Annotated in this window: 5 protein-coding genes; 1 reads left to right on the top strand and 4 read right to left on the bottom strand. The window is 63.8% G+C overall.

Features of this window, described 5'->3' with window-relative positions:
* Positions 1-298: 298 nt before the first annotated feature.
* From CCR82_RS18140 to CCR82_RS18155, 4 genes are all read right to left on the bottom strand, one after another.
* Positions 299-1,429 (bottom strand): cysteine desulfurase family protein, encoded by a 1,131-nt coding sequence (locus CCR82_RS18140; protein ID WP_207191045.1) that lies wholly within the window; start codon positions 1,427-1,429, stop codon positions 299-301.
* Between the two features lie 58 nt (positions 1,430-1,487).
* A complete protein-coding gene (locus CCR82_RS18145) occupies positions 1,488-1,832 on the bottom strand; it encodes a DsrE/DsrF/TusD sulfur relay family protein (protein WP_201247217.1) in 345 nt (114 codons plus the stop codon).
* A 195-nt stretch (positions 1,833-2,027) separates the two neighbouring features.
* Positions 2,028-2,900, bottom strand: a complete 873-nt coding sequence (locus tag CCR82_RS18150) for a LysR family transcriptional regulator (RefSeq protein ID WP_201247218.1) — start codon at positions 2,898-2,900, stop codon at positions 2,028-2,030.
* Between the two features lie 58 nt (positions 2,901-2,958).
* Positions 2,959-3,327 (bottom strand): calcium-binding protein, encoded by a 369-nt coding sequence (locus CCR82_RS18155; protein ID WP_201247219.1) that lies wholly within the window; start codon positions 3,325-3,327, stop codon positions 2,959-2,961.
* A 348-nt stretch (positions 3,328-3,675) separates the two neighbouring features.
* Here CCR82_RS18155 and CCR82_RS18160 point away from each other — a divergent pair, with 348 nt between their 5' ends.
* On the top strand, positions 3,676-4,245 hold the full coding sequence (locus CCR82_RS18160) for an HPP family protein (protein WP_201247221.1): 570 nt from the start codon (positions 3,676-3,678) through the stop codon (positions 4,243-4,245).
* The last annotated feature ends 440 nt before the right edge of the window (positions 4,246-4,685 follow it).

Genomic DNA, 4,685 nt, shown 5'->3' on the forward strand with positions numbered 1-4,685 from the left:
AGACGGCGCTCGCGCGCCCCCATCCAGGCACCGCGCGGGCTCTCGTACCAGGCATGATAGCGGGCTGGGTCCCAGCTCATGGCGCGTTGCTCCTACTCACGAGTGCTTGCTTGGGAAGATCCTCATATCGGCTACGCATTCAAGCCGCGAGCGGCTTACCGGTATAGGTTCAACGAAATGGCTTGGCCAGCTTGTCGTTGAAGAAATCGATGAAGTTAAAGAGTTCCTCATGGAGATCGTCGACCTAGACGAATGTTGGCTTGTCGTTGGCAGGACGAAGTTGGCAGGGCGAGGTGAATCAGACGCCAGCCAGCAGATCGGTCACCCGTTCGACGACGGTGTCAATCTCATCGGCGGTGGTCTCGCGCCCCAGGCTGAAGCGCACGGCGCCGAGCGCCAGCGCATCTGGCACGCCCATCGCACGCAGCACCGCCGAGGGGGCGACCTCACCGGCGTGGCAGGCGGAGCCGGCGGAGGCGGCGATGCCGTCCAGCCGGGCTAGCAGTTCGCCGCCGCGCTGGTCGACGAAGGCACAGCCCAAGGTGTTCGGCAAGCAGCGTGCGGGATCGCCGAAGCGCACCACAGGCTCGCCGAGCCGCGCCTGCAGGCCCTGCCACAGGCGCTCACGCAGGGCCTCGACCCGCGTCATCGGTGACAGGTCTGCGGCCAGCCGGCAGGCGGTGCCGAGCCCGGCGGCGAGCAGCGCGCTCTCGGTGCCCGCGCGCCGGCCGCCCTCGTGGCCGGCGCCATGGAGCAGCGGCTCCAGCGCGAAGCCCTGGCGCACATAGAGCGCGCCAACGCCTTTGGGCGCCTGGAACTTGTGCCCGGCGATGCTGAGCAGGTCGACACCTAGGTCATCGACGCGGGTCGGGATCTTGCCAACGGACTGCGCTGCATCGGTGTGGAACAAGACGCCGTGCTCGCGGGCAATGGCCGCGCACTCGGCGATCGGTTGGATGCTGCCGACCTCGTTGTTCGCGTGCATGATGCTGACGAGCCGCGTCTCCGGGCGCAGCGCCTGACGCAAATCGTCCGGGTCGACCTGGCCACGGCTGTCGACTGGCAGCCAGGTGACCCGGGCGCCGAGTCGCTCGAGGAAACGCAGCGGTGCCGTGACCGCCGGATGTTCGATCGCGCTGCTGATCAGATGCGCAGGTCCTGATCGCTTGGATGGACTGTTAGCGTAGAAGACGCCCTTGAGCGCGAGATTGTTGGCTTCGGTGCCGCCGCTGGTGAAGACGATCTCGTCTGGCGCGCAGCCGAGCAGCGTGGCGACGTCGGCACGCGCGCCTTCCACCAGCGCCCGCGCCGGCACCCCGGCCCAGTGCAGGCTCGACGGGTTGCCGAAGCCATCGCTGAGCGCCGCTTGCATCGCCGTGATCACCTCCGGCGCGAGAGGTGTGCTGGCGTTGTGGTCGAGGTAGATCAACTGTGGGCTGCTATCGATGGTCCGCCAGACTCGTGCGTTTCGGCAACACGGCCATCACTCAGAACACCAGCACCTTGTCGGCGGCGAGCGTGCGCTCGGTCAGCTCATCCAGGGTGCTGCGGCGCGCACCCTCGACCAGCTCCTCATCGGTGATCCCGCGCGCGTCCATGCAGGTGCCGCAGAGCAGCATCTCGCCTTTGCGGGCGACGCCTTTCACCATCAGCTCAAGATTGTAGTAGCCCTGCGGCACCGTCTGCCCGGCCTTGGTGCAGGAGACAGCATCGGCCATCAGGAAGACGCTGACGGCCTCGCCCTTGTTTTGCAAGGCCTTCGCTAATCGCAGACCGTTGAAGCTGCGCTCGGTGCCGTAAGCAGGGTCGTTGAGGATGAACAAGGTAGTCATGGGTGTGGGCTCCGCGGTCGAGATTGAAGGCGGCAGTATCCCATGGGTGTCGGCATCATTCAAATATTAAGTTGAATGTCTGGCGGTGCGCGACGCCAACATGGATCGCGTCTGCTGACGATCGGGCGGACCGACTTGATCCAGAAGGCTTTACGACAACGTCATGATTCCATTTCGGTATTGAGCCCCCCTTTCTCAGCCTGTCGTTTCAATCGACGCCTCAGCCCGTTCCGCAACGATCAATGCACGCAGCGTCTCCAGCGCCGCGTCGACGACCGCCCGGCTACCTTCGATTGGATAGACCACATAGGTCGGCAGCCGCAGGCTCGGGCTGTCATGGATTCGGTGCAGGCAGCCACCCTCCAGATAAGAGGCCGCGACCCGCTCCGGCACGAAACAGGTGCCGCCGTTGGCGAGGATCAGCTGCAAGCCGAGCCAGCCGATGTTGGCCGTTTGCGCCGGGCGCTCCAGCTCCGGATAGGCCTGGCGATGTTGGGCGAAGAAGGTCGGCCCCCAGTTGACGTAGACATAGCTGTCATCGAGCGCGCGCCGCTTGGGGTCCGGGCCGACCAGGATCAGGGTCTCGTCGAACAGGTACTCGACTTGGATGCCTGCAGCTTGGCGCGGGCTGTACATCAGCGCCAGGTCCATGGTGCCGGCGATGACCCGGCGCATCAGGTCTTCCTCGAAGCCGATCTCGGTGTTGAGCGAGATCTCCGGCATGCTCTCGCGCAGGCGACCGATCCAGCGTGGCAGCAGGCTGTCCCAGAGCGCGATGCGCGCACCCAAGGTCAGGCTGGCGCGGAAGCGACTCGGCAGGCCGACCTCGTGGCGCGCCTGCTCATAGGTCAGCAGCAGCGTCTTGGCGTGGCGCAGAAAACGTTCCCCGGCATGGGTCAGGCTGGCGCCGGCACGATTGCGCACGAACAGGCGCGCGCCGAACTGCTGCTCTAGGCTCTGGATGCGGGCGCTCACCGTCGATTGAGTGACATGCACCTGCGCGGCGGCCTCGAGGAAGCTGCCATGGGCGGCCACCGCGAGGAAGGTCTTGACCTGGTCGATGTCCATCAGCGCCTGTTCAAGCAGCTCAAGCAGCGTCTGCGCAAGCCGTTCATATCAAAAAGCGTTAGAGCTGATTGCCGGTGGCCAGCCAGTAGTGCCAATCGGCGATGGCTTCCGCCGTGTGCGCGTCCACATCGATACCTTGCAGGTGCGAGAGCGGAACGCCGCATGTTCTCCCGGCCCATGCCACTTCGACCGCCATATCGGTCAGACACTCGTCGTCGTTGATCATCTCGAGCACCTGCACGGTCTCACCGAGCTTGAGGGGGGAGCGCTGACTTTCTTTGATACAGCGGGCCTGGAATGGAAAGGACAGCTTGTCGCCGAGATAACAGGACCAACCCGCAACCGCCTCCTCATCGGTGTAGGTATCTACCAGCACTTCCATCGCTATACGCTCTTCGCGCTCCTCGTCGATGTGATGCTTAGGCATGCTGTTTTCCTATGTCGATCATGGTTGTTGTTGGGCTCCGAGAAGCAGTAGCAAGCTATCGGAAAAACCGATACTAAAGTCAAATAACTTTCGTTTGTCTGAACTATATATCAGGACTACCTTGCAGAGCAGAGCGACTCGCAGAGCAACCGCGCTACAGGAGGACAAACAATGATCGCAGTCAAGGTCTCATGTTCGGCTCGACGGCGAGAGGGGGGGGGCATGACGCCGAGCAGACCCCTGCAGGATCTTCACTACCAGCATCTGCGCACCTCCGCCAGGCATCAGCGGCGGCGCCTCGGTCTGGGACAGCGCCTGGCCCGCGTGCTCGCTGGCTATCTGCGAAAGATGCGCGGCTCCACGCGCGGTGCCCCGCCCCGGGTCAACACCCTTGAAGTGCTCTGGTCCTGGCTTGGCAGCTTCCTCGGCATCGCCTTGGTGGCCTGGCTGAACGAGACGATCAATACGCCGGAAACCCATCCGGCCGTCTGGCTCGAGACCATCGGACTCACACCAACAGACGGCCTGCTCCTCATCGGCTCATTCGGCGCCTCGGCGGTATTGCTCTACGGCGCCCCGCGCAGCCCGCTGGCGCAACCGCGCAATCTGATCGGTGGGCATGGGCTCTCGGCGCTAATCGGTGTCTCGGCCTGGCTGCTGCTCGGCCCACTGCTGCCCTGGCTGGCCGCGGCGCTGGCGGTCTCGAGCGCGATCGCGGTGATGCATCTGACCCGCACCCTGCACCCGCCGGGTGGCGCGACCGCGCTGATCGCCGTGATCGGCTCCGAGCAGGTGCATGCGATGGGCTATCTATTCGTGTTGATCCCGGTCACGCTCGGCGCGCTGCTGATGCTGCTGGTCGCGCTGCTGGTCAATAACCTTGCCAGTGCACGCCGGTATCCGGAATTTTGGTTCTGAGGCCCAGCGTTCGCCTGCGCCATCGTGGACCTACCTGTTCGCTGGACCGAGTCGCATGGTCATGCCTAGGCCGTTAGCCTTGCATACAACAACGGCAGCCGCGCCGGCAGTTCGGCCGCACGGCGGATGACCACATAGCCGCCGTTACCGAACAGGTGCGGCAGATAGTCGTTGCCCTGCGGATCGATGGTGACGCAGAACGGCTTAGAGGCTGTTTGGAAAATAAAGTATTGATTTTTATAGCATCATACCCACGGTGTTCGGCGAGAAACGGTTCACTCGCCCGTTCATTGGAGGTCTTGCAATGAATCGAGAGCAGCATCCAACGCGCCAGGGCTACGATAGCGACGTGACCGATGCGGAATGGGACATCATCGGTCCACTCCTCACTGAGACCCAGGCGACGACCAAGGGGCGCCCTGTTGAACATGATCTTCGCG

It is taken from the genome of Halochromatium salexigens (assembly GCF_016653295.1).
Lineage (GTDB): Bacteria > Pseudomonadota > Gammaproteobacteria > Chromatiales > Chromatiaceae > Lamprobacter > Lamprobacter salexigens.

What these genes read in the sequence shown, in the direction of transcription:
- CCR82_RS18155 (WP_201247219.1), bottom strand. Translation starts at nt 3,327, where the DNA reads ATGCCTAAGCATCACATCGACGAGGAGCGCGAAGAGCGTATAGCGATG.
- CCR82_RS18150 (WP_201247218.1), bottom strand. Translation starts at nt 2,900, where the DNA reads ATGGACATCGACCAGGTCAAGACCTTCCTCGCGGTGGCCGCCCATGGC.
- CCR82_RS18160 (WP_201247221.1), top strand. Translation starts at nt 3,676, where the DNA reads ATGCGCGGCTCCACGCGCGGTGCCCCGCCCCGGGTCAACACCCTTGAA.
- CCR82_RS18145 (WP_201247217.1), bottom strand. Translation starts at nt 1,832, where the DNA reads ATGACTACCTTGTTCATCCTCAACGACCCTGCTTACGGCACCGAGCGC.